The following is a 23,855-nucleotide window of genomic DNA, read 5'->3' as shown; positions in this document are numbered from 1 at the left end:
GGCATGGTTAACGGCGCCTTAATGCGCCCTTACAGGTACTTGACGAGCGAGAGCTGCGCGAGGTTGGCGGTAGTCTGGTAGGATGCCTGGAGCGCATTCTGGAGCGACAGAATTTCGCTCGCGACCTGGTCGGGCGAGGCCGACTCCGCCTGATCGACGATGGTTTGGAGCTGCGCTTTGGCCTGGGTCTGACGCGTGCTCGCGTCCTTCATCGTGTTCTGGGCCATCGCGATGTCCGTCTGGATGTCCTCGATCTTCTGCTGCCCGGGCTGGGGCGTCAGCGCCTGCGTGGTACGCAGGCTCAGCGCCGCCACTTGCGCGCCCGAGTATTGCCCGGTCGGCGAGGTCGAGAACGTGCCGTACACGGCGATTGCCTGCAACTGACTGCGGATCGCGTCCTCATCGGCCTGCGCGCCGTATTGCACCGTGACGGAATCGTCGACCCGCGCCACCGCGGTCGAGCGCGGCGAGCCGGGCCCGTCATTGCCGGTGTACCACTTCACGGTATTGGCCGAGCCGTTCACCAGCGTCGTCGCCGAACTCGCCGGCGTTGAGCCGACCCGCAGCGGTGGCTGCGTGGCGGTGATCGGCGACGAGCTGAAGCCGAGCGCGCCCAGCGCGGCGGTCGCACCCGGCGTCGAGCCCGAGATGCTCAGGCTTGCCGCATCGTCGGTGTTGATCGTGATCGAGCCGCCATGGATCGTCGACGGCTTCGACGTGCCCGTGATGGAGTCGATCTTGCTCATCAGGGTCTGAATGCTGTCGGTGACGTTGAGCTGGTTGCCGGTCGCGCCCGAGGCGACGAAGCTGAGCGTGGTGCCGTTGACGGTGAGGGTGTCGCCGGCAGAGAAGCCGGGCGAGATCGAATCCGAGGGCGCGGTGCCGGACAGCGCGGTGGTCCCGCTGATCGGCGCGGACGGTGTCGCCTGGTTGGTTTTGGCAGCGCCGATCGCGGAGCTGTCCGTGTTGAAGAAATTGTCGCCGGCTGCAACGGCGGATGCCGCCACCAGCGAGGTGTTGGCGAGCTTCGTGATTGCGGTATTCAGCGCGGTGTTGAGGTTTGTCGCCGTGTTGGCTGGATTGACGGGCGTGCTTGCATCGATCGCAAAGCTCCCGACCGGCGTCGGCGTCGCGCTGGACGCGGTCAGGTCGATCTGCTCGGTCGAGCCGTCCGGCAACGTGAACTGAACGCTGAGCTTGTCGCCGTCCTTCGGGTTGACGCCGTTGAGATTGACCGAGAACGATACCGGCGAGCCGCTCGGGCCAGTCACGGTTGCACCGGTCAACGTCGAGGAGACCGCCGCAATTTTCAACCCGAACGGCGAGGTCGCAGAATCTTCCGCTACGTTGATCACGCCCGCTGTCTGCGACTGCACCAGCCGCCCCATGCCGTTGGCGCCGAGGTCGGCCGCCTGGCGCTCCGCCATGACTGTCTTGAAGCCCGCCTGCGTGGTGGTGCCGTTGATGATGTCGCCGGCGTTGGCGACCGATTGCGTGTTGTACGCGGTCCCCGAGAACAGATAGCGGTTGCCCGCCTGCGTGTTGAGAACGCCGACCATCGAGCCGAACTGGGCGGCGGCGGTGTTCTGCGCGACCGTCTGGCCGTTGACGTTGAGATCCTGCGAGGAGGTGGCGGAGCCCGTCTGCACCGTGCTGCGGATCGTCGTCAGCGACTGGAGCGCAGTATTGGCGAGGTTGATGTTGACGTTGACGTTGGTCATCGTGTCGGTATAGGCGGCGATGTTGGACAATTGCGAGCGCGAGGCGATCGCAAAGCCTTCGTTGGTCCCCATGCCGGAATAGTTCTGCGACAGCTTGCCGGTCGAGAGCTGGGTCGACAGGTCGGTGAGCTGCTGATTGATGTTGCGGATCTGCGCGCCGAGGATCGACGAGGAGTAGTTGATGCTGCTGATCGACATGTTTCAGAGCCCTGTACTGGTTACACTTGAGCCTGGAGCAACGTATTCATCATGGTCTGCACCACCGACATCACGTGAGCGTTGGCGGCGTAGGCATTCTGAAGCTGAATCAGGTTCGACATCTCCGAGTCCAGATTGACGCTGGAGGTCGAGTTGAACTTGGCCTGAAGCGTCGAGACCACGACGCTCTGGCCCTGCTGTAGCGCGGTCGCCTGGGTCGAGGCGTTGGCCTGAACGCTCAGGAACTGCTGCAAATAGTTCGAGACGCTGCCGGTGAACGGCTGGCTCGCCGAACCGAGACCGGTCTGCGGCGAATAGGAAAACACCGTACTGGTAAGCTGCGAGTAGAGATAGTCCGAGCGCGTGGTATCGCCGGTGGGCGTCACCGGCGAGGTGCTGTAGACCGACAGCTTGGTCGGGTCGGTGGTGAGCTGTGTGTTGACGGCGATGCGGCCGGCAAGGCCGGTCATCTGCGAGCCCGACGCGGTGATCGCGCCGGTATAGAGCGCCTGACCGCCGTCGGTGAACAGCGGCAGCTGCGGACTGCCGGAGGTCAGCGACGAGATCGTCTTGATGCTCGACGCCGAATTGACCTTGGCGAGACCGGAATTGTCGTCAGTGACGCGCAGCGTCGTCGCGGTCGCTGGCGACGGCGCTGCGGAGAAGGTCAGATGCGAGCCCGGCAGCGCCGTGTTGAGCGCCGAGGCAATCGCGCCCATGCCGTCGGAGAAATTGACGCCGATCTGCATCGGGTTCGCGTTGGTGGCGTTCTGAAGCGGCAGCGCCGCCGGATCGGTCACGTTCACCAGCGTGACCTGGCGCTGCGTGTTGGTGGAGTCGGTATAGGTAATGTTGACGGTGTTGCCCGGCTGCGCGCCGGCGAGATCGATGTCGAAGCCCGCAGGCGGACCGGAGACGGTACTGCCCGCCGTCGTCTTGTCGGACAGTGCGCTCGACATCGTCGCGGCGAGCTGGTCGACCTGGTTCTGCGCCTGCACCAGCGTCTGGTCGCGCAGCTTCAGATCGGCCGCAATCTGGCCGGAGGAGACCACGTTGTTGGCGGCGACGTCGATCGACGAGCCGTTCGGCAGCTTGATGTTGAACGCCCCGACCCCGGACTTGGCCGGATCGGTGTTGTAGAGCGAGGTCGCATCCAGCGCGCCGGCTGACGCGAAAGAGAATTGCGAGGCGAGCCCTGCGCCGACCAGCTGGATGCCCGTGGTGGTGTAGATGTTGGCCTGGTTCGATCCGTCGGTGGTGACGCGGACGTCGACATATTTCGACAGCGAGTTGATGGCCTGGTCGCGCTGGTCCATCAGCGTTGCCGCGGATGGATCGGTCGAAGCGAGACCCTGGAGCTTGGTGTTGATGTCGGCGATCTGGTTCATCGCCGCATTGGCCTGCTGGGCCGAGGTGCCCAGATCCTGCTCGACGTTGGAGCGCAGCGACTGGATGCCCTTGGTGGTGACGTTGAGCTGCGTCGCCAGCGCCTGCGCGGCACCGACCGCGACCGTCTGTGCCGACGACGAGCCCGCGCTGGTCGAGAGTGCCTGGAGCGAGCTGGTGAAATTGTTCAGAGCGGTTTCGAGCGTGCCGCTGCCGCCGGGATTGCCATAGACATTCTGAAGCTGGTTCAGGATGTTGGCGGTCTGGTCGGCGTAGCCGCTGCCGCCGGTCTCGGTGCGCAGTTGGTTCTGCACATAGCTGTCGATGTCCCGGCTGACGCCGGTCGTCTTCGCCGTCGACCCGAAATCACCGGTGGTGACTTCGATCTGGTTCGGCGTCTGGGCGACGTAACCCGGCGTCTGCGAGTTTGCGACGTTCGACGAGACGATCGAGAGCGCAGCCTGGTTGGCACGCAGACCGCTCATCGCACTGGCGAGGGCTGAACTCAAACCCATGTTGACTGGCCGCCTTTGGTTACGTTACGCGCCGATCAGCGCAACACGTTCAAGAGATCCTGCACCATCGAATTCGCCGTCGTGATCACCTTGGTATTGGCCGAATAGGCCTGCTGGGTCACGATCAGCTTGGTGAACTCGTCGGCGATGTCGGTGTTGGATCCCTCCAGCGACGAACCGCTGATGGTGCCCGAGGCCCCCGCAATCGCCGGGCCCGACTGGTCGGTCACGGCATAGGCGCCGCCATCCATCGCCTTCAGGTAATTGGTGCCGTTGAAGTGCGACAGCGTCACCGAGGCGAGGTCGAGGTTCTGGCCGTTGGAGAAGGTGCCGACCACGAGGCCGTTGTTGTTGACGGCGACCGAGCGGAGCTGACCGGCGGCGTAGCCGTTCTGCGTGATGGTGTTGATGGTGACCGCGCCGCTGGTGCTCGCATATTGCGTCAGCCCGCCGGAGGAGATGTTCAAGGCGACTGAACCGAGCGACTGGCCGCTGACGCTGACGTTGGGGATGGTGATGCCCGAGCCGCTCGGCGAGGAGAGCGAGCCGTCACTGGCGAAGGTGAAGGTCTGCCCTGTGTTCACCCAGCCGACCGTCGTGCCGGTCGCGTTCGGGTCGGTCTGATAAAACAGGTTCCAGCTGTCGGTATGGCCGGCACCCAGCGACGCGCTATCGGTCTTGGCCCAGCGCAATTGCAGGTTCACCGGCGTGCCCGCCGCGTTGTACGCGGTCACCGCGCCGCCGCTGATCGATTCCTTGGTGAAGGTCGCAATGTCGTTGCCGACCACGGTGCCCGTGCCGGCGGTACCGCCGCCGCCGCGGCTCTTGGTGATGGTCGACGTGAAGCCGAGCGCGGCGAAGGCGCTGGCGTTGGAGCTGGTCACCGACAGGTCTTTGACCGTACCGGTGTTCAGCGTGATCACGCCGTTGGAGATCGAGGAGCCTGTCGCGCCGCTGAGTCCGTCGATCTTGAGGAGCAAGTCCGAGATATTGTCGGTGGTGCTGATCTGGTTGGCGCCGGACGCGGTCGCGGGCGGGGCAACGAAGGTCAAAGTCTGGCCGTTGACGGTGATGGTATCGTTGTTGGCGAAGGCCGATGAGAGGACCTCCGTACCGCCGGCTGTCGCAGCGCCACTCAGCACGGTTGAGCCGGTGATCGCAGGCGTGGACAGCACATTGCCGCCGCGTGTCACAGTGCTGATGCCGAGCGTGGTGGCCGCGGTGCCGCTGACCGCCACGTCGACACTCGTGCCGCTTGATATCTGGATGTTGCCGCTGGCGGTCAGCGTAGCGTTGACGCCAGTGCCACCGGCGCTCTTGATTGCGGTCAGGATGCTGTTAACAGTCGTGCCGGAGCTCGCCGCCATCCCGATCGTGGTGACCGAGGGGGGACCCGCCACCGTCGTCACGCCTGAGGCGGTGCTGTCGAAGGCGATCTTGTTGCCGTTGATAGTCATGAATGTGCCGTCAAGCGCAGTGAGCATGGCCTGATTGAGGTGCGAACCCTGGGTACTGTCGAGGGACGTACCCGTGCCTGCCGCTGCCGAGGCATTGTCCTGCAACGCAACCGAGCCCGTCGCACTCGTCGACGTATAGGCCGAGCGCGTATTGCCGGTGGCGGCAGCGCCGGAGGCCGCCGCGCTTGTATAGGGCGCGGGCGGCGTGCCCACCGTCAGCGGGTTCGAGGCATAATCCGATGGATTGAGTCCACCAGCGGCCAGCAGCGTGCCGCTCGTCGCGGTGGAGCTTGCCACCGTGTTCGGCTGGGTCGGCAGGTTTGCCGCGTACTCGATCGAGGTTGTCGCCTGCGCCGGGACAAAGTTGTTCTGGAATTGCAGCACCGTCGGCACGCTGCCGGTGGGGTTGCCGGTCTTCGGGTCGACCGTGACACCCATCAGATAGTAGCCGGCGCCGTTGACGAGATTGCCGTTGGCATTGACCTGGAAGTCGCCGCGGCGGCTGTAATAGGTGACGCCGTCGAACACCGGCACGTTGTCGACGGTGCCGGTCGCCTTCTGCACCGAGAAGAAGCCGTCGCCGGTGATCGCCATGTTGGTGGCGACGCTGGAGGCCGAGATCGTGCCCTGGGTGGTGATGGTCGCCTGCGCATGCGCTGTCACGCCGCCGGCGACCTGCTTGCTCGGGACCGAGGCGTCCGGGATCAAATCTTCGAAGCTGGTCCCGATGCCTTTGTAACCGGTGGTGGATGAGTTCGCGATGTTGCCGGAAATGTTCTGAAGCGCGTAGGACTGCGCCTGCAGGCCACCCACCGAGGTGTTCATTGCATCGAAGATACCCATAACTTTGTCTCCAGATCCGATCTCGGCGGCCGGCAGACCAATGGCCGCATTCGGAGGAGACGTCGCAAGGCCTATGCCAATGCGGGTATTCTCAGGAAATCAATGACTTAAATAGACAAGCCCCGGTCGGATGACCGGGGCACAATTGCCGGGCCGGCAACAATTGCCGAGACCAAACCTCAAGTGGCCGAGGCCGACGCCGGGTGGAACACCAGCCCGAAACCATCGATGCAGTAGCGCAGGCCGGTCGGCTTCGGACCGTCGTCGAAGACGTGGCCGAGATGGCCGCCGCAGCGGCGGCAATGCACCTCGGTGCGGACCATGCCGAAGGTGCGGTCCTCGGTCTTGCCGACATTGCCCTCGATCGGCTGGTAGAAGCTCGGCCAACCCGTGCCGCTCTCGAACTTGGTCTCCGAGGCGAACACCGGCAGGTCGCAGCCGGCGCAGGCGAATATGCCCTTGCGATGCTCCTTGAGCAGCGGGCTGGTCCCCGGCCGTTCGGTTCCCTCCTTGCGCAGGATCTCATATTGCTGCGGCGTCAGTTGAGCGCGCCACTCGGCGTCGGTCTTCTCGATCTCGAACTTCTCGGCGGCCTTCTCTCCAGCCTCGGCCGGGGTTGCCCTCAGCCAGCGGAAGGCCGAGAGGCCGAACAGGCCGGCGACAGTCGTCAAAAGGATGCGGCGGTCAAACATCTCATTCTCCGTGCGCAGGAAATCCACGCCCTGAGATACGGGCTCTAACGGCGGACGTTACACTTCCAGGCGGGTTTTTTCTCAACTTATTGCGAGACGCCCTCGTCGCGGGGGGTGGGTTCCACGCGCTCAGCCGCCAGCTGCGGCGATGGGGCCAGCCGCGGTCGAAGCCCGGGCGGCGGACGGCGCGGGCCGGTGCCGGCGGCCCTATTGGCCTCGGCAAGCCGCGCCTCGCGCGCCCTGTCCTTGACCCGTACCCGCTCGCGGTAGCGGGCGAGCGATCCAGCGGCGGCGGAACTCGCCCTGCCCCAGATCCCGACCAGCTGGCCTGCAACCCGCCCCGTCGTTCCCCCTGCCCAAACCAGCTCGAACGGCGAGAACAGGCGCCAGCGCTCATCGGCCCTGAGGATGCTGCGCGCGATCAGCTGCCCGGCCATGGCGGAGGTGTTCATGCCCTGGCGTCCGAACCCGCTCGCCACCCACAGGCCTTTGCGCAATTGGCCGATCTGCGGCATGCCGTGCACGGTCCGGCCCGTGACACCGCCAAACGTATCGGTGATCTCGACATTGCCAAGCTGGGGGAAGATCGATCGGATCCGCCGGCTGACGGCGCCGGCAAAGCGCTGCGGACGCGCAGCCCAGGTCGTCTCCGGGCTTTCCCACATCAGGCGGTCGCCATCGACGATCCGGAAATGGTTGACGCCGTCGGAATCCATCACCGATCCCTTGAAGGCGATGATCTCATGCACGCGCTCGCCGAGCGGCGCGGTGATGCCGGCATAGCGCCAGACCGGCAGCAGCGTCTCCGACAGGCGCTTCAGCGGCGCGCCGAGATGGATGTTGCCGGCGAGCACGATGTGGGTCGCGCGCAGCCGCGCCGAGGGCGTAACGATGCGCTTGCGGATGCCGGAATGATCGATGCTGACGACCGGCGTATCCTCGAAGATGCGCACGCCGGCCCGCCGCGCCAGTGCCGCGAGGCCATGCACATATTTGCGGCCGTCGACCTGGAACGCCCTAGAATAGTAGACACCGTGGAAATAATGATCGGTCTTCAGCACGGCGCGGACGCGATCGACCTGCCAGCCTTCGACCTCGGTGTCGAAATCCTCGGTCAGCATCTGCAACCGGCTGATCAACCGGTCGCCGGCATCGACGTTGGAGACTTCCAGCACGCCGTCGCTCGGGCCGATGCCCGGCATGTTCTCTTCCGTGGCGTTGGCGCGGACGAACTCGGCGCCCTCCTTCGACAGCGTCCACAATTCGCGGGCGTCCTCGAAGCCAATGCGCTCGATCAGCTCCGTGAGCGGCAGGGCAAAGCCCGGCATCACGGTGCCGAGTTGGTTGCCGGAGGCATTCCAGCCGATGTGGCGGCCCTCGAGCACCGCGACGCTGGCCCCGAGCCGGGCCGCCTCCAGTGCGATGGAGAGCCCGGCCAGCCCTGCGCCGATGACGCAAATGTCGGCGTCAAGCTCGAACGACAGCCGCGCGCGCTCGCGAAAGCCGGCTTCTTCCTGGGACACGCTTGTGAAAGTCTCGCTCATGTCGTTTTCTTAAAGGACCAGTCTTCTTAAAGGACCAATCGGGCGCTTGTCACCTTGTCCTCGACCGGCGCCTGTAGATTGTCCTTTTAGATTATCCTGGACGCGTAACGATTCGAGAATGCCATGCGCCGTTTGATGCTGCTGCGTCACGCCAAGACCGAGACTGACGCGCCAAGCGGCCGGGACCAGGATCGCCGGCTCGACGACCGGGGCCAGAAGGATGCCGCAGAGATCGGCGACTGGATCGCCGCCCATCGGCCCGCCCCCGATACTGTGCTGGTGTCTCATGCCGTCCGCGCCCGGCAGACCTGGGACATCGCCTGGGAGGCGATGAAGGACCGCGTCGCGGCGCCGCAGGTCGAGATCCTGCCGGAACTCTACGGCGCCGATCCCGCACAGATCCTCGAAACCATTCGCACTGCAACCATCCCGGCCAATCCCCGACGGCTGCTGCTGGTGGGGCACAATCCCGGTATGCACGAGGCCGCGCTGATGCTGATGGGCAGCGGCGATCCGGCCGGCGCCAAGGCGCTCGCCGACAACCTGCCCACCGCGGGGCTTGCGATCTTCGACTTTGACGTCAAGGATTGGGGCGACGCGGCCTACCGCCGCGGCAAACTGGTGCTGTTCGTCAGCCCCAAGCTGCTTCGACTGGGATGAGACGCGCGGGCGCCGTCTCGATCGGTTGATCTGGCTTGATGGATAGGGAGGCGCAGATGTTCAATTCCATCCTCGTGCCCATCGACCTCGCCGACACTGATCTCGCCAAGCCGGCGCTCGCGACCGCGGTAACGCTGTCGCAGACCTGGAGCGGATCGATACGACTGCTCAACGTGCTGCCGATGACGCCGGTGATGCTGGCTGAATACGTGCCGGCCGATTTCGACGAGCAGCAGCGCCAGACCTCGGAGGAAGCACTCGCCATCGTCGCGCGCGAATCCGGCGTCAACGACGCGCGCATTTCCAGCGTGGTGCGCCAGGGCGGCATCTACCACGAGATCCTGGAGGAAGCCGTGCACATGAAGGCCGATCTGATCGTGATGACCTCGCACCGGCCTGCGATGCGCACCTATTTCCTCGGCTCCAATGCCGGGCATGTGGTGCGCTATGCGAAGTGCTCCGTGCTGGTGGTCAGGCACTGAGCGTTGCTCCGTCATTGCGAGGAGCGAAGCGACGAAGCAATCCAGACTACCGCCTCGGAGCGATTCTGGATTGCTTCGCTGCGCTCGCAATGACGATCTCGAGAGATTGCACGTCTCTCGCACAATACCGTTGGCGCTCCATCCGGGATACGAGACCACAACCCCTTGCGTTGCCCGACGGGCAAAACACCCGAGCGGTGGGTCAACGCGCGTCGAGGAAAATATCCCACTTTACCGAAATTCGGAAACAGCGTATGCGTCGCCTCACTCCGGCCCAAGGAAGAGGGGCGTATCGCGATCGTCACGACACGCGGGCCGGATTGCGGTGGACGTGGGTCACATCGGCGCGAGAGGCATCGCAGGGCGGGCAACCGTGAGCGATGCGCGTCGCGCACACGACCGGTGCGATCGACGTACGGCAAAATCGTGTGGTCCTGGCGCCCGGAGCCTGTGCGCCAAGTGTTGCGGCGATGCGTGTGCCCGACCGGGCGCGCGTATCAGTCATCCGCAAGGCGACGGGGGCAATAGTGCATCGCTCCCCGGGGAGATCACGACATAAGCCGTCAAACCACTGCGCAGGGAAGGCCGGGATGTCCTGGCTTCACCTGTATGCCGCTGTGCAATTCTTGTAGCGCAATTGTCGCACAGTGGACCGCGGGTGCCAGCCGGCACCCGGTCTTCCCTGCGCCCTCTTTGACCGAGGGCAAGGCGACGAGCAAAGCTCGGGCAGAATGAGCCGCGAGAGGGCGAAGGTGTGTCTAATGAAGAGAGGTCTCGTGCCCCGGACGCTGTGCAGCACGAAGTGATGCGCTGCAGAGCCGGGGCCCATGCATCAGCGGTTTGCGTGGCCTTCTGGGTCCCGGCTCTGCGCAGCAGCGTAAGAACGCTGCAGCGCGTCCGGGACAAGAGCGAAAGCGCTCACAGATACCGCGTCAGTTCGGCTTTGAACTGGCCGTAGACGGCGTCCTCGATCTGGCTGCGCGTGATCCCGATGTCGCGCAGGGCGCGGTCGTCGAGTTCGTTCAGCGTCTTGACGGCGGAGCGGCGCTCCAGGCGGTCGAACAGCGCAGAGGCGCTAATGGCGAGCGCGCGGAAAAATCCGCCCGACGAGGTTGGGCGTAAACTCCGCCCCGAAGTTTGCGAGATCGTGGTCATTTTCTTCTCCGGCCTTTGGTCCTGCGCGGCGATGCGGATGCCGTTGGCGCAAACGCCTGAGCGCTTGCACCTCATATGCCTTCGGATTGCTCTCGCTCTCCTCGGCTCAATCGCGGACCTTGATGGAACTTAAATGCTCCAGTACAATCCTCGGTACAAGGAAAACATTGCTCTCGGTGCAATAATGTCCAAGTTCGAGTACGTGAAGCTTGCCGATGCCATTGCCGTCGATATCTCTAACGGCACGTTAAGACCCGGCGACCGGCTGCCGCCGCAGCGCAATTTTGCCTATGATCGTGGCATTGCGGTCTCGACCGCGAGCCGGGTTTATACGGAGCTCTTGCGCCGCGGCCTCGTGGTCGGCGAGGTCGGCCGCGGCACCTTCATCTCCGGCGACATCAGGCGCGAAGTCGAGACCATCAGCGAGCCGCGCGATGCCCGCATCGATTTCGAGGTCAATTATCCGCTGCTGCCACAGCAATGGGCCATGATCGCCAAGAGCCTTGCGGGGCTGGAGCGCGTCGACGCACTCGAATCCGCGCTGCGCGTCTCGACCAGCACCGGCACCAAGAGCGCGCGCGTCGCGGCCGCCGCCTATCTCGCGCGTAAGGATTTTACGCCACAGGCCGAGCAGATCGTCTTCACCGCCAACGGCAAGCAATCGCTCGCGGCCGCGATCGCAGCGCTCGTTCCGACCGGCGGCCGTTGCGGCGTCGAGGCGCTGACCTACCCCTACGTCAAGAGCATCGCTGCGCGGCTCGGCGTGACGCTCGTTCCGATTCCCATGGACGAATATGGCGCGCGGCCCGATGCGATCCAGAAAGCGCATCGCGAGGCGCACCTGACGGCGCTGTACCTCCAGCCGATCATCCAGAATCCGCTCGGCGTCACCATGAACGCGACGCGGCGCGCCGACATCATGCACGTCGCCGAAAAGCTCGACCTCACGATCATCGAAGACGCCGTCTACGGCTTCCTCGCCGACGACACACCGCTGGCGGCGCTCGGACCGGACCGCTGCATCGTGCTCGACAGCCTGTCCAAGAAGGTCGCGCCCGGTCTTGCGCTCGGCATCCTCGTCGCGCCGCCGCATCTGCGCGAGAGCGTCATGGGCGCGGTGCGGACCGGCGGCTGGATCGCCTCTGGCCATGCGCTCGCGGCCGGACAGCGCCTGATGGCCGACGGCACCGTGTCCGAGCTGACGCGGCTGAAGCGCATCGACGCCGCGCGCCGGCAGCAGACCGCGGCAAAGCTGCTCGCCGGCTACCAGATCGCGGCCGACCCGCGCTCCTATCATCTTTGGCTGACGCTGCCACCGCATTGGCGCTCGCAGACTTTTGTTGCCGCCGCCGCTCGGCGCGGCATCGCGCTGACCCCGTCCTCGACCTTCGCGATCGCGCATGGTCACGCACCGAACGCGGTGCGCCTCGCGCTCGCCCCGCCATCGCCCGAACAGCTCGATTCCGGCCTGCGCACGATCGTGTCGCTGCTCGGCACCAAGGAAGAGGATTTTGACTCGACGGAGTAGCTAGAGCGTTTTCGAGCGAAGTGGATACCGGTTCGCGTGAAGAAAACGCGTCAAAACAAGAATCCAGTCCCCCTCGCCGGTCAGCCCTCCGGCCATTCCGCGATAAAGCCCTTCGCCTTGTATGGCTCGATCTTGTCCCATTCGTGCAGGATGCGCCGACGAAACTCGGGATCCGTGGGCCAGAGCGCGCGCGGCGTCGCAAAACTGTCGACGGTGATCAGCATCTTCTCGACCTCCGGCCAGTGCCGATGCAGCGTCATCGGATAGCGCCGCGCGGTCCAGGTGTTGCCGAGGCAGATCACGCTGCGGACATTCCGCAATCCCAGCGCCGCATCGATGATCGGCAGCGACAAGATCACATTCTCGCCGGTGTTCATCGCACCATGTTCCTCGAGGATCCGGTCCGCGGGAATGCCTGCGGCAATCATCGCCGCCTTGATGATCGTGCACTCGGACTGCTCCGAGCCCGGCGTCACGCCGCCACTGACGATCGACCAGCGGAAATAGCCCTCGCGCCACAGCCTCGCGGCGATCTCGACGCGCAACACAACGTCCTCGCGGGTCCCGAAGATAAACAGCAGGTCGGCCGGCGCGAGTGGCGTGTCGATCAGATGGTTCCGGTTGATCTCGGCGATCTCATCCGCGGTCGGCAGGCGGCTGCTGCGATCCATGACCGTCATCGCCGCACGATGCGGCACCGGTGCCGTGCCACGAAGTCAATTTTGATTGCGGCCGATTGCAAGCCCTAAGGCAGCAAGGACGTCGGCAGATTATCCAGAGTGTAGCTCCGCGGCTGGTTGCGCCGCACGAAGCCGCCGACCTGCCAGGCGAACAAGGCCGCAAAGCCAATGATGAACAGCACGCCGGCGAATTCCCCGATCATCAGCGCGCGGATCAGCAGCCCCGTCATCGCCACGGCCAGCACGGCCAGGAACGCGAGCACCGCCGCATAGGTCTTGCGGCCGAGGCCGGCGGTCAACTCGGCGCGGCTGTCGGCCCTCGCCATCCGCGCGTGCAGCTCGACGAGAAAAGCGCGAAATCCGCTGTCCTGCGGCGCCATCAGCGCCGCGGTCTGCCAGCTCGTCGACAGGATCGCGATGCGGCCGCCACCGGCACGGCTCACATCGGCGCGAAAGCGGTGCTGTTGCATCGACACCGGACGGAACGACAGCCGGATTCCGGCGATCTCGTCATAGCGCCACAGGCCGGAGCGGCCGGCGATGTGCCAGGACAGGCCCTCGTCGGTCAGCTCGAAACGATGCGCCGAGCCGATCAGCGACGCCTTGTAGGCGTAGCTCGTGGCTGACGGGCCCTGCGCCTGCGAAACCTGCATCTCGATCATCAATCCCGTCCGCGCAATCTCGTCCGCGACCGGCTTGCGCAATCGCCCTCGCCCATCCTACAAGCGAGGCATGGCTGAGACGATCTTTTTTCCGCGCCGTCTGATTCTCGGTGCCGCCGTGATCTCCGGCGTCCTGCTCGCGCTCGCGGTGCACATGCTGGGCGCGCGCTACGGCCTCGACCTCGGCGGCCTCTGGCGCTCCGACACGCATGAGCTGATGCCGGCGGGCGCGGCGATCGCCTGGTGGCTGATCGCAAGCGTCGGCTTCTCCGGCGGTTATTTCACGGCGACATTGATGCAGAGCGCCGTCTCCGGCCAGATCCCGCAGAGGATGCGGCAGTTTCTGATCGCGGTCGGCGTGCTCCTGCTTGCAGGTGCGGGACAGGCGGCTTCGGCACCGAGCCCGATCCCGACCGTCTCGGGCGTGCTCGCCGGCCTTGCCGCGTTGTGTCTCGGAGCCGTAATGGCGTTCTGCGGCGCGCATTTCGCGCTACGCCGCGGCTAAGCCTCAGGCCGACGCACGCAGCCGCGGCCGTTCCAGCATCAACGCGACGTCAGATGCGGGCCGTGGCATGCTGAACAGATAGCCCTGCGCCTGGGTGCAGCCTTCGCGCCTGAGCAGCTCGAGCTGTGCGTCGTTCTCGACGCCCTCCGCAGTGGTCACAATGCCGAGGCTGCGGCCGAGACCCGTGACCGCACGGATGATCGCCATGGAATCCTGGCGGGTCGCAAGCTCGGATACGAACGAGCGGTCGATCTTGATCTTGTCGAACGGGAAGCTGCGCAGGTAGCTCAGCGACGAATAGCCGGTGCCGAAATCGTCGAGCGAAATCCGCACGCCCATGCCGCGCAGCTCGTGCAAGGTGGTCAGCGTGGCCTCGCTGTTCTGAAGCAGTACGGATTCGGTGATCTCGAGTTCGAGGCGACGCGCCGCGAGGCCTGATATCTCCAGCGCCTCGGTCACGGATGCAATCAGGTGCAGACTCTTGAACTGCACCGGCGACAGATTGACGGCGACGTCGATATCGTTGGGCCAGGTGGCTGCGTCCGCGCAGGCACGGCGGAGCACGAACTCGCCAAGCTGGACGATGAGTCCGGTCTCCTCGGCCAGCGGAATGAAATTGATCGGCGAAATCAGCCCGCGCTGCGGATGGTTCCAGCGCAAGAGTGCCTCGAAGGCTACGACGCGGTCGCTGGCGACGTCGCGGATCGGCTGATAGTACACTTGGAACTCATCGCGTAGCAGCGCCGCCCGCAGGTCCATTTCCAGCAAACGCCGCGCCTGCGCCCGTGCGTCCATGCCGGTCTCGAAGAAGCGATAGGTGCCGCGGCCATCCGCCTTGGCGCGGTATAGCGCGAGGTCGGCGTTCTTCAACAGTTCGTCGGGATTGCTGCCGTCCTGCGGCGACAGCGAGATGCCGATCGAGACGCCGATCACGATCTGATGGTCGTCGATCTCATAAGGCGCCGAAATCACCTCGACGAGGCGGCCGGCGAGTGCTCTCGCCGCAGCCTCCTCCGACCGACCGATCTGAACCACGGCGAACTCGTCGCCGCCGAGCCGGGCCACGGTGTCGTGCTCGCCGACGGTGGCCTTGAGCCTGCGGCCGACTTCCTTCAGCAGCGCATCGCCGATCGGATGACCGAGGGAGTCGTTGATGTCCTTGAAATGATCGAGGTCGAGACAGAGCACCGCGAGCTGGTCGTCGGACTTCGTCCGGCGCAGTCCCTGCTCGAGCTGCTCGTGGAACAGCACGCGGTTCGGCAGATTGGTCAGTGCGTCATGGCGCGCCATGTGCGAGATCTTCGCCTGTGCCTCGAGCCATTCGGTGATGTCCTCGAAGGTCGCGACCCATCCCCCGCCCTGCATCGGCTGGTTGACGACGCGGATCGAGCAGCCGAAGCGCTTCACGACGTCGGTCGTGGTGCGTCCCTTGCGCGCGTCTTCCACGAGGCGCGCGAAGAATTGATCGGGATCTCCCGTCCACTGGCCATTCGCCTGCTCCTCCTTGAGCACGTCGAGCAGCGAGCGGCCGGTGAGCTGCATGCCAGAGCGGCGCAGCATCGCCGCGTAACGCTCGTTGAACAGCAGTATCTTGCCGTCGGTATCGAACATGCACAGCCCCTGCGACATGTTCTCGAGCGCGGTGTCGAGCACGACCTGCTGGCGGCCCAATTCTCCCTTGGACTTGCGGTCGAGCAGCGCCGAAACCAGCGCGATCGCGATGATCGCGACCGCGGCGCTGGCTGTGAGGAAGGACATCGAGGCCGGCGGGATCGACAGCCCGCTGATCGCCAGTGTCGGGTCCGGCGTGAGCTGCACCGCGCCCATCGCGGTGAAATGATGCGCGACGATCGCGATCGTCAGCAGGCCGGTCGCGGCCAGCGCATGGGAACGGTCGTCGCGTCGCGCCGCGACGAACAGGGCGAGCGCCGCAAAGACAATGCCGAACAGGACCGAGGCGACAACCGTGCCTTCGACCCAGCTCACGCGCGCGGGAATCTCCAGCGCCGCCATGCCGGTGTAATGCATCGCCGCGACGCCGGTGCCGACGATGGCGCCGCCGAGGACGACCCACGGCGTCCGCGAGGACGATACCGCGATGCTCAATCCCACGAAGGTGACGGAGATCGCGAAGATCAACGACAGGATCGTCACCGGAATATTGTATGCACCATTGTTGCCCGGCCCATAGGCCAGCATCGCGATGAAGTGCGTCGCCCAAATGCCGCTCCCACTGACAACGGCATCCAGGGAGATCCAGACCAGCCGCCCCGGTCCTTGCGTCGCACGCGCCCGGTGAAACAGGCTGATCGCCGCCGCGCTCGCGAGCAGGCACACCGCGCCGCCGAGCGCGACCAGGCGCCAGTCGTGCTGATCCGTGAGACAGTAAAGAACCTGATACATTGCCAGTCCCTATTCCACCCACACTAGAACCTGCAGAGGTGGACAGTCGGTAACTGGCTATGTGCTGGTTTCGGAAATGGTGAACAGAGAATGTGTGCGCTCGCTCACATTCTTCATCTCTGCGCCCGCGCACCAAATCCGATCGTCGCAGCCGCAAGTAGCAGGACAGTAGCCGAAATAACCAGCGCGAGATGCAGGCCTTGCATGAACGCGCCTTCGCCTGCGATGAGCGAGCCGAACAACGCAACGCCGAGCACGCTGCCGGTTTGCCGCGTCGCGTTCAGGACTCCTGCGGCAATGCCGGAGCGCGCCTTCTCGACGCTGCCCAGCAAGGTCGAGGTCAGAGGCGGCACCAGCAAACCAAGTCCGCCGCTGATGGCAATCATCTGCGCGCAGACCGCCCAATAGCTCGTCCCGGCTTCGATCCAGAGCAGGCCAAGACAACCGAGCGCCGATATGCAGGCGCCGACGACGATGGTCGGGCACGGACCGATGCGTTCGGCGACACGCGGCGCCAGCAAATTGACCGGCAGCACCGCACCCATCATCGGCACGAAGGCGAGCCCGGTCCACCAGGCGGACAGGCCGTTGATCCTCTGGAAGTACAGGCTGAGCACGAAGATCAGGCCGTAGATCGCGATGTTGACGAGGAGGCCGACGATCGTGGTCAGGGTAAACAGCTGGTGACCAAACAAGGACAAGGGCAGCATCGGCCGCGCCGTGCGGCTCTCGCGCCAGACAAACAGCACGGCCAGGACGGCGGCCGCAATGAACGCTCCGATCACCGCGGGATGCTCCCAGCCAAGCGCGCCGCCCTCAATGATCGCGCCGGCAAGCGCTCCGAGCGCACCGATGGCTGCGAATTGGCCGGGCAGATCGATCTCGCGACCGGGCGCCCGCGTGGTTTCAGCCGCATAGCGCCAGCTCAGCCACAGGCCGGCGAGGCCGATCGGAAGGTTAACCAGAAAGATCGCGCGCCACCCGACCAGCGTGATCAGGCCACCGCCGACGAAGGGGCCGGCGGTCAGCGCCAGGCTCGCGCCGGCGGCCCAGACCGCGACGGCGCGGCCGCGCTGCCGGTCGTCGGTATAGGCATGGTTCAACAGCGCCAGCGAATTCGGCACAAGGATCGCCGCGGCCAGTCCCTGGACGAGCCGGGCGCCGATCAACACAATCGCATTGGGCGACAGCGCGCAGGCGAGCGAGGCCGCGGTGAAGATGGCGAAGCCCGACATGAAGACGCGCTTGGCGCCGATGCGGTCGCCGAGCGCGCCCGCCGTCAGGATGAAGGCGGCAAAGGCGATGGTGTAGGCGTTGACCACCCATTGCAGTTCGGCAACCCCGCCGCCGAGCGTCCTGCCCATGGCGTCGAGCGCGGTGTTGACGATGGTGACATCGAGCTGCACCACGCCATAGCCCAGGCTCATCGCGGCAAGCGTGAGCGAGGTTGCAAGGCGCGATGCGGCGCGCGGGGCGCCGTTCGCGTCGTCGAAGGCTTCATATTTGATGGTATTGGCGTGCATGCTGCCACCTCGATTGCAGCCCCATGCGACATATACGTTCGAAACGCGCCATCATGCTTCGACAATGACCGAATGATGGATGTCGTTAATAACGAAACGCCGTGCGTCCAGCGCACGGCGTTTCGTTTGCAAGACGCGTTAGCTCGCGGCGCGCAGATTGACCTTGCTCTCGGCAAGCGACGTCAGCTTCTTGTCGGTCGCCTTCTCCTCTTCGAGCGTTTTCGCAAGCACGGCGGCGCAGTCGGTACGGCCGAGCTGCTTGGCCCAGGCGATCAAGCTGCCGTAGCGCACGATCTCGTAGTGCTCGGCGGCCTGCGCCGCGTTGATCAGGGCTGCGTCGAGCACCGCCTTGTCGGCGACTTCGCCGGCGGTCTCGTCGGCTTCCTCGATGATGCCGTCGATGGCCGGGCAATCGACCGCCTTCACCTGCGCACCGTGCATCTTGAACACCTCCTCGAGGCGCTTGACGTGCTGCCTGGTCTCTTCGAGGTGCGTCAAAAAGCCCTGCTTCAACTGCGGATCGGTAGCCTTATCTGCCATTTTCGGCAGCGCCTTGGTGAGCTGTTGCTCGGCGTAGTAGATGTCCTGTAGCTGATGCACGAACAGGTCGTTCATGGTTTTGATGTCTTTTGTGAACAGTCCCGTCGTTCCGATCCTCGCCGGTTTCGGGAACACGGCAATACCGGCTTGCACGAGAAGCCGCATTTTCACCGTGTTCGATTGCTGATGGGACGCTAACCTGCGCGCGGCACCGTCGTTCCAAAGAAGTCCGCATCGTTTGCGCCGGAACACTGCTTGCGGCGACAGGATTTGAAACCATGTTCGACACACATGTGGAAGCGCGATCCGAGCCGGTGCCACGACTCATATGCATAACGTGCCTCCCATGTGAACCACGTATGACAAAAACGACCGGTGCGGTGCAGAACCTATTCTTGTCAAGGGCTGCACAAGTCGCTGTTTTTGCCTTAATGAGCTAGATGATGCTCAGCGATCGACGCCCACTTTTTGGCAGCGATCGCGCCCGACCCGTCAATGCCTGACCGGGTTGGTCTTGCCCCCCGCCGGGAGGATGAATGCACGGACTGCTGCCCGCGCTGAAACGCGGCTTCAAGAGATGGATTGGCTGGCGACGGCTCGGAATTGCCGCGAGCGTGATGATCATCGCCTTCGCGGTCACCACGCTGCTGCGGACCCTCAAGGGCATCGATACCGGAGTCATCCTGACCGCGTTAACCGAGATTCCGCGCGGGCACATCGGGCTCGCCGCGATCTGCGTGTTCTTCGCGTTCTGTACGCTGACCTTCTACGATTTTTTTGCACTGCGAACGATCGGCAAGAAGCACGTTCCCTACCGCATTGCAGCGCTGTCCAGCTTCACGTCCTATTCGATCGGCCACAACATCGGCGCCACCGTGTTCACGGGCGGCGCGATCCGCTTCCGGATCTATTCCGACTACGGGCTGAACGCGATCGACGTCGCAAAGATCTGCTTCCTCTCCGGCCTGACGTTCTGGCTCGGTAACATCTTCGTGCTCTCGATCGGCATGGCCATCCATCCGGATGCCGCCTCCTACATGGATCAGCTGCCCTCGTCGATCAACCGGCTGATCGCACTCGGCGGCCTTGCCTCGATCGCCGCCTACCTGGTCTGGCTGTGCATGGGCGAGAAGCGCCGCGAGCTCGGCCAAAAGGGCTGGAAAGTGGTGCTGCCATCGGCGCCGCTGACGCTGGTGCAGATCCTGATCGGCGTGGTCGATCTCGGATTCTGCGCGCTGGCGATGTACCTCCTGATACCGGCCAATCCGCCGATCGACTTCCTGTCGCTCGCCGTGGTGTTCATCCTGGCGACGCTGCTGGGCTTCGCCAGCCACGCCCCCGGCTCGATCGGCGTGTTCGACGCCGCCATGCTGGTGGCGCTCCCCGAATTCGGCCGCGAGCAGCTGCTGGCCACCCTGCTGGTCTTCCGCTTGCTCTATTTCGTGATCCCGTTCGGTCTTGCCATCTCCATCATGGGCGCGCGCGAGCTTTGGATGAACGTGGTCCGGCCCTGGCAGGAGCGGCGGCGGCTGGCGGAGGCCTGCGCGCAGGCCAACCTGCCCAAGCAGGTGACAGCGATGGAGCACGAGCGGTCGCTGCGGCAGGCCAAGCGGTAAGGCGCTGGACGGCGGCCCGCAAACCCGCCAGACAAAGGTTGCAGGTGGGGGAACAGTCCTCTCTTATTTCCGCCTCAACTTTGCCGTTGAAGACGCGGGCCATGATCCCTGTTTCCTTTCGCCATTTTCTCGCCGGCGCCATGCTGTTCGCCGGGCTCCTCACCGCTTTGCCGTTTCAGCGCGTCGCCGCGCAGGACGCAGGCGCCATGCAGATCACCTGGGAGGTGCGCAACCGCTTCCGGCTGTTCCGCGAGGAGCGCGACTTCCTGCTGCATGTCGAGAACGCGCGTAACCGCAGCATCCTCGCCGCGGAGCAGTCGCTGGAGCTCCAGAGCGAGGGTCGCGGCTGGGCCCGCAACATGGTCAATCGGCTCTGCATCGACCTCCAGGGCCGGGTCAACCAGCCCTGCACCCGCGACAACGTCAAAGAGAACTATATCACCCCGATCGACCACCCCGTCACCGTGCGCCTGACCGGCGCGGTGCCGGTCGGCGCCACCTGCGCCTGGTCGTTCGACGATGGCGACGGGCCGCAAAGCTCGACCTTCGACTGTGCCGAGCCGATCAATCTGCGCGTCCGCTACGGCAAGCAGACGGTTGCAAGCGTCGACGTCTCGTCCGGCTCCGATCCGACCCAGCGAGTCCAGACCGAGATCCAGGTCCGCGACATCTTCATTGCGGGCCTCGGCGACAGCATCGCTTCCGGCGAAGGCAATCCGGACCGGCCACTGGCGCTGTCCGACGAGGGTTTCTGCTTCCGTTCCTATCTCGGCACCGCCGGCGGGCAGTATTACCGGCCGAGCCGCGCCGGCTTCAAGGGCGGCCGCGCCTGCGAGGCGCCCGATACGCTCGCCAACTGGCAGCGCTACGGCGCGCTCTGGTTCAACTCGCCCTGTCACCGCTCGCTCTACAGCTACCAGACCCGCACCGCGCTCGCGCTCGCGGTGCGCTACACCCACATCGCGGTGACCTATCTGCCGCTCGCCTGCACCGGCGCCAGCATCAGCGACGGCCTGCTCGGTTCGCAGCGCGCCCGCGAATGTCCGCCCAGCAAGAACGGCACCTGCCAGACCAGCGTCAGCCCGCAGGTCTCCGAGCTGCGGGAAGCGCTCACCGCGGCGAAGAAGCGTCAGCCGGATCGCAACCTTGACCTGGTGCTGCTCTCGATCGGCGCCAACGACGTCTATTTCTCCGGCCTCGTCGCCGACGTCATCGTCGATACCGCGACCGAGCGGGCGCTGTTCCGCCGCTCCGGCGTGATGGCGAGCGTCGACGATTCCCGCGACGCGCTGGCGCGCGAGCTGCCGCAGAATTTCGTCAAGCTGCGCGAAGCGCTGAAGCCGCTGGTGGGCGGCGACCTTTCTCATGTGGTCTATGTCTCCTACGCCAACCCGGCGCTGGCGGATGGCGGCGTGCCCTGCCGCGGCGGCCGCGGCGGCTTCGACATCCACCCCGCCTTCAATGCCGATCCGCAGCGGCTCGCGCGGGTCTCGACCTACGTCGACACCGAGTTCCTGCCGCAACTGAAGGGGCTTGCCACCTGCACGCGCGGCGCGCTGTGCCGCGATCCCGAAGCCGACCGCATGACCTTCGTCGATACGCATCAGGCTGCGTTCGCCGACCACGGCTTCTGCGCCCATGCCGGCAGCGATCCCGAATTCGACCGCACCTGCTTTGCGGAAAACGGCCAGAGCTTCAATCCGGACATCGTGAGCGCGGCGAGCCAGCCGATGCTGTGCGGACGCGGCGCCTCGGAATACCGCGCCTACTTGCCCCGCGCGCGCTGGATCCGCGACGCCAATGACAGCTATTTTGCCGCGATGACCTATCCGCAAGGATTGCCGCAGGCGAGCCAGCCGACCGACATCCACGACGCAACCTGGGGCGTACTCTCGGCCGTCTATGGCGGCGCCGTGCATCCCACCGCCGAAGGCCACGCCGCGATGGCGGACGCTGCGCTGCCCGCCGCGAGCGCCGTGCTCGGCCTCGACGCGGCGCCGCCAGGCGTCACGCGCGGACTCCTGGCTCCGCTCTTGCCGGACGCGCAGCAGTAACGCAGGCACTCTCCTCACTCTCGCTGTCATCGCCCGCGAAAGCGGGCGTCCAGTACTCCGTGCCAGACGTGATTGAATCGAGACGCCGCGGCGTACTGGATTCCCCGCTTTCGCGGGGGAATGACAGTGGAGTGCGTAGCACCTGCCGTTCCATCAATCCAAAAACGGTATCAATCGATACCCCCTTCAACTTGGACACTTTCCTGCGCGCCCCTCTAGGAGTCGTCGTGAGGAAACATTTCGAGTTCAAGGAGGCGCCTGATGAGCGCAATTGTGTCCGCAACGGACGTGAAGAGGTCTCGCGTCAGGCTGTTCATCGTGACCATGTTGTTCCTGGTCACGACGGTCAATTACGCCGACCGCGCCACGCTCTCGATCGCGGGTCCCGCGCTCTCCAAGGAACTCCACCTTGATCCCGTCGCCATGGGCTACATCTTCTCGGCCTTCGGCTGGTCCTATGTGATCGCGCAGGTGCCGGGCGGCTGGCTGCTCGACCGCTACGGCTCGCGGCTCGTCTATGCCTTCTCCATCATCGTCTGGTCGCTGTTCACGACGATGCAAGGCTGGGTCGGCTTCTTCGGTGCCGGCACCGCGATCCTCATGCTGTTCGCACTTCGCTTCCTGGTCGGCATTGCGGAGGCGCCCTCCTTCCCGGCCAACGCGCGCATCGTTGCGGCCTGGTTTCCCGGCAATGAGCGCGGCACAGCGTCCGCCTTCTTCAATTCCGGGCAATATTTCGCGACCGTGATCTTCGCGCCGTTGATGGGCTGGATCGCCCACGATTACGGCTGGCGCTACGTGTTCTTCGTGATGGGCGCGCTCGGCGTCATCATGGGCCTCGTCTGGATCAAGACCATCTACGGCCCGAAGGAGCATCCCGGCGTCAACGAGGCCGAATTCGACTACATCAAGGAAGGCGGCGCACTTGTCGATCTCGACGCGCCCAAAGACGATCTGAAGGACGGGCGTGCGCCGGACTCTGGCCCGAGATGGGACCACATCCGCCAGCTGCTCTCCAACCGCATGATGCTCGGCGTCTATCTCGGCCAGTACTGCATCAACACGCTGACCTATTTCTTCCTGACCTGGTTCCCGGTCTACCTCGTCAAGGAGCGCGGCCTGTCGATCCTGCAAGCGGGCTTCGTCGCGACGCTGCCGGCGTTGTGCGGCTTCTTCGGCGGCGTGCTCGGTGGCGTCATTTCCGACTATATCCTGCGCAAGACCAACTCGCTGACCATGGCGCGCAAGATCCCGATCGTGGGCGGCATGCTGCTGTCGATGTCGATCATCGCCTGCAACTATGTCGACGGCCAGGCGCTGGTGGTCGGCTTCATGGCGCTCGCCTTCTTCGGCAAGGGCATCGGCGCACTCGGCTGGGCGGTCGTCTCCGACACCTCGCCCAAGGAAGCAGGCGGCGTCTCCGGCGGTCTGTTCAACACCTTCGGCAACATCTCCTCGATCACCACCCCGATCGTGATCGGCTACATCCTGGCGGCGACCGGCTCCTTCAACGGTGCCCTGGTGTTCGTCGGCGCCAACGCGCTGGTCGCCGCATTCGCCTATCTCGTGATCGTGGGCAAGATCGAGCGGGTGGTGCTCAAACGTTCCTCCTGAGCGCTCCGAGAGATCGGAGCGGGACCAGGCAACTTACGGCGGCTTCACAGCCGCCGTCTTTGTTTCGGGGATGATCG

General features: G+C 64.9%; 18 protein-coding genes. 7 read left to right on the top strand and 11 right to left on the bottom strand.

The features are described from left to right. Window positions 1-29: 29 nt before the first annotated feature. The 5 genes from ABIB73_RS31005 to ABIB73_RS30985 all read right to left on the bottom strand — a co-directional run bounded on the left by ABIB73_RS31005 (window position 30) and on the right by ABIB73_RS30985 (window position 8,356). Window positions 30-1,919, bottom strand: a complete 1,890-nt coding sequence (locus tag ABIB73_RS31005) for a flagellar protein (protein WP_354230301.1) — start codon at window positions 1,917-1,919, stop codon at window positions 30-32. 20 nt (window positions 1,920-1,939) lie between these two features. After that, a complete protein-coding gene (gene flgK, locus ABIB73_RS31000; RefSeq protein ID WP_354230299.1) occupies window positions 1,940-3,820 on the bottom strand; it encodes a flagellar hook-associated protein FlgK in 1,881 nt (626 codons plus the stop codon). Window positions 3,821-3,855: 35 nt separating this feature from the next. Further along, window positions 3,856-6,120: a flagellar hook-basal body complex protein gene (locus ABIB73_RS30995; protein WP_354230297.1), complete on the bottom strand. Its 2,265-nt coding sequence runs from the start codon at window positions 6,118-6,120 to the stop codon at window positions 3,856-3,858. A 179-nt stretch (window positions 6,121-6,299) separates the two neighbouring features. After that, window positions 6,300-6,812, bottom strand: coding sequence for a peptide-methionine (R)-S-oxide reductase MsrB (msrB, locus tag ABIB73_RS30990; RefSeq protein WP_354230295.1), 513 nt, complete (start codon window positions 6,810-6,812; stop codon window positions 6,300-6,302). 86 nt (window positions 6,813-6,898) lie between these two features. After that, window positions 6,899-8,356 (bottom strand): NAD(P)/FAD-dependent oxidoreductase, encoded by a 1,458-nt coding sequence (locus ABIB73_RS30985; protein WP_354230293.1) that lies wholly within the window; start codon window positions 8,354-8,356, stop codon window positions 6,899-6,901. Between the two features lie 123 nt (window positions 8,357-8,479). Here ABIB73_RS30985 and ABIB73_RS30980 point away from each other — a divergent pair, with 123 nt between their 5' ends. Together ABIB73_RS30980 and ABIB73_RS30975 are read left to right on the top strand one after the other, a co-directional pair. Beyond that, window positions 8,480-9,016 carry a SixA phosphatase family protein gene (locus ABIB73_RS30980; protein ID WP_354230291.1) on the top strand — a complete coding sequence of 179 codons (537 nt, stop codon included), beginning with the start codon at window positions 8,480-8,482 and terminating at the stop codon, window positions 9,014-9,016. Between the two features lie 56 nt (window positions 9,017-9,072). Further along, entirely contained in the window at window positions 9,073-9,498 is a 426-nt protein-coding gene (locus ABIB73_RS30975) for a universal stress protein (RefSeq protein WP_354230289.1), read from the top strand. A gap of 918 nt (window positions 9,499-10,416) precedes the next feature. Here ABIB73_RS30975 and ABIB73_RS30970 read toward each other — a convergent pair. Continuing rightward, on the bottom strand, window positions 10,417-10,653 hold the full coding sequence (locus ABIB73_RS30970) for a DUF1127 domain-containing protein (RefSeq protein WP_354230288.1): 237 nt from the start codon (window positions 10,651-10,653) through the stop codon (window positions 10,417-10,419). 184 nt (window positions 10,654-10,837) lie between these two features. Here ABIB73_RS30970 and ABIB73_RS30965 point away from each other — a divergent pair, with 184 nt between their 5' ends. Then, window positions 10,838-12,181 (top strand): aminotransferase-like domain-containing protein, encoded by a 1,344-nt coding sequence (locus ABIB73_RS30965; protein WP_354230286.1) that lies wholly within the window; start codon window positions 10,838-10,840, stop codon window positions 12,179-12,181. An 80-nt stretch (window positions 12,182-12,261) separates the two neighbouring features. On the opposite strand, the gene ABIB73_RS30960 is transcribed toward ABIB73_RS30965, so the two are convergent. After that, window positions 12,262-12,861 carry a YdcF family protein gene (locus ABIB73_RS30960; protein ID WP_354230321.1) on the bottom strand — a complete coding sequence of 200 codons (600 nt, stop codon included), beginning with the start codon at window positions 12,859-12,861 and terminating at the stop codon, window positions 12,262-12,264. Window positions 12,862-12,926: 65 nt separating this feature from the next. Then, a complete protein-coding gene (locus ABIB73_RS30955; protein ID WP_354230319.1) occupies window positions 12,927-13,514 on the bottom strand; it encodes a hypothetical protein in 588 nt (195 codons plus the stop codon). Between the two features lie 79 nt (window positions 13,515-13,593). On the opposite strand from ABIB73_RS30955, the gene ABIB73_RS30950 reads away from it, so the two are divergent. Continuing rightward, window positions 13,594-14,028: a hypothetical protein gene (locus ABIB73_RS30950; RefSeq protein ID WP_354230284.1), complete on the top strand. Its 435-nt coding sequence runs from the start codon at window positions 13,594-13,596 to the stop codon at window positions 14,026-14,028. A 3-nt stretch (window positions 14,029-14,031) separates the two neighbouring features. Here ABIB73_RS30950 and ABIB73_RS30945 read toward each other — a convergent pair whose 3' ends face one another. From ABIB73_RS30945 to ABIB73_RS30935, 3 genes are all read right to left on the bottom strand, one after another. Further along, on the bottom strand, window positions 14,032-16,431 hold the full coding sequence (locus ABIB73_RS30945; RefSeq protein ID WP_354230282.1) for a bifunctional diguanylate cyclase/phosphodiesterase: 2,400 nt from the start codon (window positions 16,429-16,431) through the stop codon (window positions 14,032-14,034). Between the two features lie 113 nt (window positions 16,432-16,544). Then, window positions 16,545-17,954, bottom strand: a complete 1,410-nt coding sequence (locus tag ABIB73_RS30940; protein WP_354230280.1) for an MFS transporter — start codon at window positions 17,952-17,954, stop codon at window positions 16,545-16,547. A 138-nt stretch (window positions 17,955-18,092) separates the two neighbouring features. After that, window positions 18,093-18,569 carry a YciE/YciF ferroxidase family protein gene (locus ABIB73_RS30935; RefSeq protein WP_354230279.1) on the bottom strand — a complete coding sequence of 159 codons (477 nt, stop codon included), beginning with the start codon at window positions 18,567-18,569 and terminating at the stop codon, window positions 18,093-18,095. Window positions 18,570-19,030: 461 nt separating this feature from the next. Between ABIB73_RS30935 and ABIB73_RS30930 the strand changes: the two genes are divergently transcribed. The 3 genes from ABIB73_RS30930 to ABIB73_RS30920 all read left to right on the top strand — a co-directional run bounded on the left by ABIB73_RS30930 (window position 19,031) and on the right by ABIB73_RS30920 (window position 23,778). Then, a complete protein-coding gene (locus ABIB73_RS30930; RefSeq protein WP_354230277.1) occupies window positions 19,031-20,110 on the top strand; it encodes a lysylphosphatidylglycerol synthase transmembrane domain-containing protein in 1,080 nt (359 codons plus the stop codon). A 101-nt stretch (window positions 20,111-20,211) separates the two neighbouring features. Then, complete coding sequence (locus ABIB73_RS30925; protein ID WP_354230275.1) at window positions 20,212-22,164, top strand: SGNH/GDSL hydrolase family protein; 1,953 nt, start codon at window positions 20,212-20,214, stop codon at window positions 22,162-22,164. A 261-nt stretch (window positions 22,165-22,425) separates the two neighbouring features. Continuing rightward, window positions 22,426-23,778: an MFS transporter gene (locus ABIB73_RS30920; RefSeq protein WP_354230273.1), complete on the top strand. Its 1,353-nt coding sequence runs from the start codon at window positions 22,426-22,428 to the stop codon at window positions 23,776-23,778. The last annotated feature ends 77 nt before the right edge of the window (window positions 23,779-23,855 follow it).

Source organism: Bradyrhizobium sp. F1.4.3 (assembly GCF_040548375.1).
GTDB lineage: Bacteria > Pseudomonadota > Alphaproteobacteria > Rhizobiales > Xanthobacteraceae > Bradyrhizobium.
Note: the sequence above shows the minus strand (reverse complement) of the source record. Positions and strands in the feature narration are given on the sequence as shown.

Bases quoted from the DNA above. Each gene is read 5' to 3' on its own strand.
- ABIB73_RS30960 (WP_354230321.1), bottom strand. From the start codon at position 12,861: ATGACGGTCATGGATCGCAGCAGCCGCCTGCCGACCGCGGATGAGATC.
- ABIB73_RS30975 (WP_354230289.1), top strand. From the start codon at position 9,073: ATGTTCAATTCCATCCTCGTGCCCATCGACCTCGCCGACACTGATCTC.
- ABIB73_RS30980 (WP_354230291.1), top strand. From the start codon at position 8,480: ATGCGCCGTTTGATGCTGCTGCGTCACGCCAAGACCGAGACTGACGCG.
- ABIB73_RS30955 (WP_354230319.1), bottom strand. From the start codon at position 13,514: ATGCAGGTTTCGCAGGCGCAGGGCCCGTCAGCCACGAGCTACGCCTAC.
- ABIB73_RS30995 (WP_354230297.1), bottom strand. From the start codon at position 6,120: ATGGGTATCTTCGATGCAATGAACACCTCGGTGGGTGGCCTGCAGGCG.
- ABIB73_RS30985 (WP_354230293.1), bottom strand. From the start codon at position 8,356: ATGAGCGAGACTTTCACAAGCGTGTCCCAGGAAGAAGCCGGCTTTCGC.
- ABIB73_RS30940 (WP_354230280.1), bottom strand. From the start codon at position 17,954: ATGCACGCCAATACCATCAAATATGAAGCCTTCGACGACGCGAACGGC.
- ABIB73_RS30950 (WP_354230284.1), top strand. From the start codon at position 13,594: ATGGCTGAGACGATCTTTTTTCCGCGCCGTCTGATTCTCGGTGCCGCC.
- ABIB73_RS30970 (WP_354230288.1), bottom strand. From the start codon at position 10,653: ATGACCACGATCTCGCAAACTTCGGGGCGGAGTTTACGCCCAACCTCG.
- ABIB73_RS30930 (WP_354230277.1), top strand. From the start codon at position 19,031: ATGCACGGACTGCTGCCCGCGCTGAAACGCGGCTTCAAGAGATGGATT.
- ABIB73_RS30965 (WP_354230286.1), top strand. From the start codon at position 10,838: ATGTCCAAGTTCGAGTACGTGAAGCTTGCCGATGCCATTGCCGTCGAT.
- ABIB73_RS30935 (WP_354230279.1), bottom strand. From the start codon at position 18,569: ATGAACGACCTGTTCGTGCATCAGCTACAGGACATCTACTACGCCGAG.
- ABIB73_RS30920 (WP_354230273.1), top strand. From the start codon at position 22,426: ATGAGCGCAATTGTGTCCGCAACGGACGTGAAGAGGTCTCGCGTCAGG.
- ABIB73_RS30925 (WP_354230275.1), top strand. From the start codon at position 20,212: ATGATCCCTGTTTCCTTTCGCCATTTTCTCGCCGGCGCCATGCTGTTC.
- ABIB73_RS30945 (WP_354230282.1), bottom strand. From the start codon at position 16,431: ATGTATCAGGTTCTTTACTGTCTCACGGATCAGCACGACTGGCGCCTG.
- msrB (WP_354230295.1), bottom strand. From the start codon at position 6,812: ATGTTTGACCGCCGCATCCTTTTGACGACTGTCGCCGGCCTGTTCGGC.
- ABIB73_RS31005 (WP_354230301.1), bottom strand. From the start codon at position 1,919: ATGTCGATCAGCAGCATCAACTACTCCTCGTCGATCCTCGGCGCGCAG.
- flgK (WP_354230299.1), bottom strand. From the start codon at position 3,820: ATGGGTTTGAGTTCAGCCCTCGCCAGTGCGATGAGCGGTCTGCGTGCC.